The organism is Streptomyces cupreus (genome assembly GCF_014257025.1).
Lineage (GTDB): Bacteria > Actinomycetota > Actinomycetes > Streptomycetales > Streptomycetaceae > Streptomyces > Streptomyces cupreus.
Map to the genome: position 1 here is coordinate 1 of NZ_JACMSF010000135.1, position 5,198 is coordinate 5,198.

The 5,198-nt window shown below is 66.9% G+C and carries 3 protein-coding genes; all 3 read left to right on the forward strand.

All coding sequences use genetic code 11. The features are described from left to right. Nucleotides 1-433 precede the first annotated feature (433 nt). Complete coding sequence (locus H4N64_RS43785) at nucleotides 434-1,615, forward strand: LCP family glycopolymer transferase (RefSeq protein ID WP_186288205.1); 1,182 nt, start codon at nucleotides 434-436, stop codon at nucleotides 1,613-1,615. Nucleotides 1,616-1,856: 241 nt separating this feature from the next. Next, nucleotides 1,857-3,569, forward strand: coding sequence for an LCP family glycopolymer transferase (locus H4N64_RS43790; RefSeq protein ID WP_186288206.1), 1,713 nt, complete (start codon nucleotides 1,857-1,859; stop codon nucleotides 3,567-3,569). A gap of 197 nt (nucleotides 3,570-3,766) precedes the next feature. Further along, nucleotides 3,767-5,198 (forward strand): LCP family glycopolymer transferase (locus tag H4N64_RS43795; protein ID WP_186288207.1); only part of this gene is annotated, 1,432 nt, incomplete at its 3' end.

Genomic DNA, 5,198 nt, shown 5'->3' on the forward strand with positions numbered 1-5,198 from the left:
GGGGGCTGCCGCCCCCAGACCCCCGCTGTCGGCCCTGAACGGGCCTCGTCCTCAAACGCCGGACGGGCTGGGGGTGGGTGGGCTGAGGATGACTGTTGGCTCCGCCTCAAACGCCGCACAGGCAGGGGATGGCTGGGCTCTGCGTCGCCCCCAGCGGGCGGGTGGGGGGTCGGGACGGCAATCGGCCCGCACTCAAACGCCGGACGGGCTGGGGTGGGTGGGGGCTGAGGATGACTGTTGGCTCCACCTCAAGCGCCGGACAGGCTGAGGTGCAGACTGCCGCTGCTTTCCTCACCTCTCCGTGTTCAATTCGGCCATCCGCCCCTCCCCCATTCGGCCCATCACCACCCACCCCCCTCCCCCCATCCGCGTCATGGTCGTAAGGGAGAGCAGGGAGACATCGGCCCGCACGCCATGAGGGGTGGACGTAGACGTGACCGAGAGTGGAGGTGGGGTTCCGGGGCGGGGGGCCCGAGCCAGTGGGACGGGGCTCATACGTCGGCGTCGGCGGCGGTGGGTTCGGGGGGTTTCGCTTGGGGTGGGTGTTGTGGTGTTGGGGGCCCTTGGGGCGGGGTGGGCCGTCTACGTGAAGCTCGATGGGAACATCACGCCCGACCAGGCCGCCGCCGCCGAGCTCGCTCGGTATGAGAGTGAGCGGCCTACCTCCCTCGTCAAGGGCGCGCAGAACATCTTGGTGATCGGGTCCGACTCCCGGTCCGGTGACGGGAACCGGCGTTATGGGCGGGACTCGGGGACCGAGCGGTCCGACACCACCATCCTGTTGCATCTGTCGGCAGGGCGGCGCACTGCCACCGCCGTTTCGCTGCCCCGGGATCTCATGGTCGACGTGCCGGCCTGTCTACGGCCCGACGGCAAGCGCACAGAGCCCACGTTCGCCATGTTCAACTACGCCTTCGAGATGGGCGGTTCGGCGTGCAGCATCCGTACCGTGGAGAAGCTCACCGGCGTGCGGATCGACCATCACATGGTCGTCGACTTTCGGGGGTTCAAGGACATGGTCGATGCCGTCGGGGGCGTTGAGGTCTGTCTTGACGAGCCCATCAATGACAAGGCCGCCAAGCTTCGGCTTCCCGCCGGGCGCGTCGAGCTCGACGGGGAGCAGGCCCTCGGGTACGTGCGGGCCCGTAAGTCGCTCGGGAACGGCAGTGACACCGACCGCATGGAACGTCAGCAACGCTTTCTCGGCGCCCTCGTCAACAAGGTGCAGAGCAATGACGTACTGCTGAATCCGGTGCGACTCTATCCCGTTCTCGATGCCGCCACTTCCTCGCTCACCACCGACCCGGATCTGGCCAGCTTGCGGGGTTTGTACCAACTCGTCCGCGGTGTGCGCGACATCCCCACCGAACGTGTGCAATTTCTTACCGTTCCCCGGGAGTCGTATGTCTACAACTCCAATCGCGACCAGCTCGTGGAACCCGAAGCAGAAAGGCTGTTCGAGCGACTGCGCACCGACACGCCCGTCGAAGTCAGTCAAAAGGGTCGCTCCGGGGCGAGGGAAGCGGGAAGTCATGACCGTCGCACCCCCTCTCGCACCTCCTCCCCCGCCCCCACTTTCCGCGGCAACACCGCCGCCCAGGACGGCTGCGGGTAAAGCGCTCACCAAGGCGCCGAACTCCATTCAAGGAAATGATCCGTATTGACCGGATGTAGGGGCGTGGAGTTCGTCACCGCCTCGCTCCACGTTGAACTGGGCGGATAGTGTGAGCGCCCCGGTGCACCCGGCCACACCGTTCCCTCCTGGTACGTCATGGGGTCGCGCACTGTTTGACCGAGACCCGAGCGCCTTGGAGGGGGAAGGCGCCGCGTGGCCCCGACGGAGGATTCGGACAACCGTGGACGCGCAAGGCCGTGGGCGGGCGGAGAACATCGATCCCGCAGACCAGTGGGTGCTCAATCCGAACACCGGCGAATACGAACTGCGACTGAGCACTTCCGCAGCGCATTCGGCCGTTCCGACCCCCCGCAGATCCGCCTCCCGCACCGGGACGCCCGTACGCGCGCCGCGTCCGGGCCGTGAGGTTCCGCCGCCCCGCCGGCGGCGCGGTGTGCCCGAGGAGCCCCTTCCCGGCCGGCGCGGACGGCGTCCCGAGAAGAAGTCCAAGGTCAAGAAGTTTCTGTTGTGGACCGGCGGCAGCATGGCGTTCCTGCTCATCGCCACCGCCGGGGCCGGGTATCTCTACCTGGATCACCTCAATGACAACATCGACTCCGTCCCGGACGACGGCGCCAGCACCGGTGGCTTCAAGAAGGACCAGGCCATCAACATCCTGCTGATCGGCACCGACAAGCGCACCGGGTCCGGCAACGAGGGCTACGGCGACTCCGGCAGCGTCGGACACGCCGACACCACGATCCTGCTGCATGTCTCCAAGGACCGGTCGAACGCCACCGCGCTCAGCATTCCCCGGGATCTCATCGTCGACATCCCGGACTGTCCGACCACTCAGGAGGACGGGTCCAAGAAGGTCATCGCCGGGTCGAGCGGCGTCCGCTTCAACACCAGCCTCGGCCAGGGCGGCCGTACTCCCAGTTGCACCATGCGGACCGTGACCGAGCTGACCGGGATCACCCCCGACAATTTCATGGTCGCCGACTTCAACGCGGTCAAGACGCTGACCAGCGCGGTCGGCGGGGTCGAGGTGTGTCTGGCCAAGGACATCGACGACCCGGACTCGCATCTGAAGCTGTCCCAGGGCACCCACACCATCGAGGGCGAGCAGGCCCTGGCCTTCCTGCGCACCCGGCACTCCGTGGGCCTCGGCGGCGACCTGAGCCGGATCGGGCTGCAACAGCAGTTCCTGAGCTCACTGATGCGCAAGCTGAAGTCCAACGACACGCTCACCAGCCCGACCAAGATGGTGAAGCTGGCGGAGGCGGGCACCGAGGCACTCACCGTCGACTCCCAGCTCGACAGCATCGGCAAGCTCAAGGACCTGGGTCTTGAGCTGGGCAAGCTCAACACCAAGAACCTGACGTTCACCACGGTTCCGGTGATCGACAACCCGGCCGAGACGGTGAAGTCGACCGTCGTCGTCAATGAGTCGACGGCCCCCGAGGTCTTCGACATGATCAAGAATGATGTGTCGTTCACCGAGGTCAAGGCGCAGAAGAAGAAGGAGAAGGCCGCCGTCGCCGCCCGGCTCAAGGGCACCAAGGCGGACGCCTCCGAGGTGCGCGTGCAGATCCTCAACGGCGGCGCCGAGTCCGGCAGTGCCCAGGAGACGCTGACCTGGCTGCAGACCGAGGAGGGCGTCATCAAGTCGGAGAACGCGGGCAACGCGCCCGAGGCGCTCGCCAGGACCACGCTTGAATACGCCCCCGAACAGGCCGACCAGGCACGGCGGTTGGCGGATATCTTGGGGCTCTCGGGGTCCGCGATGAAGCCCGGCGAGAGCGTCACCAACTCCCAGGGGCTGCCCACGATGACGCTGACCCTGGGCAAGGACTTCAAGGGCGCCGGTGTTCCGCTCACGGGTTCGTCGTCGGGGAAGACCCCTGAGGGCGTGGACAAGTCCACCGCGGATCAGGTCGAGTGCGCCAAGTGACCTGAGGCGACCTGTCATTTCAGGGAAATGGAACGAATTGACCGCTTGTAGGGACACCTCATTCGGTTGTACGCACGTGGAATTTCTCACCGACGTCGCTCGACGCCGAAGCGTGCGGATAGTGTGAGCGATCCGGTGCATCGGGCCGTGCGGCGAAGTCCCGCGCGGCGCCTTCCCGACGGAGGATTCGGACAACCGTGGACGCAGGCCGTGGGCGGTCGGAGAACATCGACCCCGCAGACCAATGGGTACTCAATCCGAACACCGGCGAATACGAACTGCGACTGCGTACTTCCGCACCGCAATCACCGCAGTCCCCCGTCCCCGGCCCGCGCAGGCGCCCCGTGCCCCGTCCGGACGCCGCCACCGCACGGCCCACGTCCGCACCCGGCCGCCAGGTGCCGCCGCCGCGCAGACGGCGGGCCGAGCCCGAGGAGCCGCCGGGGCGGCGCGGGCGCAGGCCCGGGAAGTCGAAGGCGAAGAAGGCGCTGCTGTGGACCGGCGGCACGATGGCGTTCGTGCTGCTCGCCGCCGCCACCGGCGGCTATCTCTACCTCAAGCACCTTGAGGGCAACGTCGACACGATCGACGTCGGCGACGCGGGCGCGAGCAGCTTCAAGAAGGACGAGGCCTTCAACATCCTGATCATCGGTACCGACAAGCGCACCGGTGCGGGCAACGAGGGCTACGGCGACAAGGGCAGCACCGGTCACGCCGACACCACGATCCTGCTGCATGTCGCCAAGGACCGGTCGAACGCCACCGCGCTCAGCATTCCGCGCGACCTGATCGTCGACATCCCGGAGTGCGAGACGACGCTGGAGGACGGCTCCGAGGAGACGATCTCCGGGCTCCAGGGCGTCCGCTTCAACCGCTCTCTCGGCGAGAGCGGCCGGGACCCCGGCTGCACCATGCGCACGGTCAAGAAGTTCACCGGCATCGAGGTCCACCACTTCATGATGGCCGACTTCAACGCCGTGAAGACGCTGACGACGGCCGTGGACGGGGTCGACATCTGTCTGGAGCACGCCGTCAACGACGACGACTCCAAGCTGAACCTGCCCGAGGGCGAGTCGACGGTGGAGGGCGAGGAGGCGCTCGCCTTCCTGCGGACCCGCAAGAGCTTCGGCAACAGCGGTGACCTGGACCGGATCAAGGCGCAGCAGCAGTTCCTGGGCTCGCTGATGCGCAAGATGTCCTCCAGCGACACCCTCACCAGCCCGACCAAGCTGGTGAAGCTGGCCGAGGCCGCCACCGAGGCGCTGACGGTGGACAAGGCCATAGGCAAGGTGGGCACGCTCAAGGACCTCGCCCTGGAGCTGAAGAAGGTGCCGACGAAGAACATCACCTTCACCACGGTCCCGGTCAAGGACAACCCGGCCGAGGTCGTGAAGGCGACGGTCGTCCTCGAAGAGACGACGGCACCCCAGGTCTTCGACATGATCAAGAACGATGTGTCGTTCACCGAGGTCAAGGCGCAGAAGAAGAAGGAGAAGGCCGCCGTCGCCGCCCGCCTGAAGGGCACCAAGGCCGACGCCTCCGAGGTGCGGGTGCGCATCCTCAACGGCGGCGCGGCGTCCGGCAGCGCCCAGGAACAGCTCGTCTATCTGCAGACGCAGGAGGGCGTGA